General features: G+C 63.2%; 1 protein-coding gene. It reads right to left on the reverse strand.

The window, feature by feature from the left end; genetic code table 11:
• Positions 1-10: 10 nt before the first annotated feature.
• On the reverse strand, positions 11-475 hold a 465-nt coding region (locus tag DM373_RS28470; protein WP_110996615.1), incomplete at its 5' end, for an Hcp family type VI secretion system effector.

Here is a 475-nt window from a genome sequence, read left to right on the forward strand (position 1 = left end):
GGGTCCAGGCTTAGCCTGCGACCGGCGCGCGCCAGTCGTCGGAACCGGAAGTACCGGACACTTCGTGGGTCCAGGTGATCTTGCGGTAGGTGAAGTGCACGTCTTCCAGGTGGGTGAAGTGAGCGTTGCTCGGGTCCTGGCAGTTGTGCATGTAGTCCTTGATGTCGACGATGATCGCGTCTTCCAGGACGGTGGTGTAGTAGTGCTCCTGGGTGCCCTGGGCCGAGGTGCGGTACCACTTGATCTCGATCTTGGTCATGCGCTCGCCCGAGGTCAGGGCAGCCAGCAGCAGCGGCGAAGCCTTGTCGAAGACCTTGGTGATTTTCACTGGCTTGTGCACGCGCTGGCCGGTCGGCTGGCCGGACTGCGGGTCACGCGGGATGATCACTTCGTGCTCGAAGCCCTGGACCATGACCTGGTCTTCGTGGCCTTCCTGGTAGGTGTTGCCCACCGAGTCGGCGGTGAACGCGCCAGC

This window comes from Pseudomonas sichuanensis, assembly GCF_003231305.1.
Taxonomy (GTDB): domain Bacteria; phylum Pseudomonadota; class Gammaproteobacteria; order Pseudomonadales; family Pseudomonadaceae; genus Aquipseudomonas; species Aquipseudomonas sichuanensis.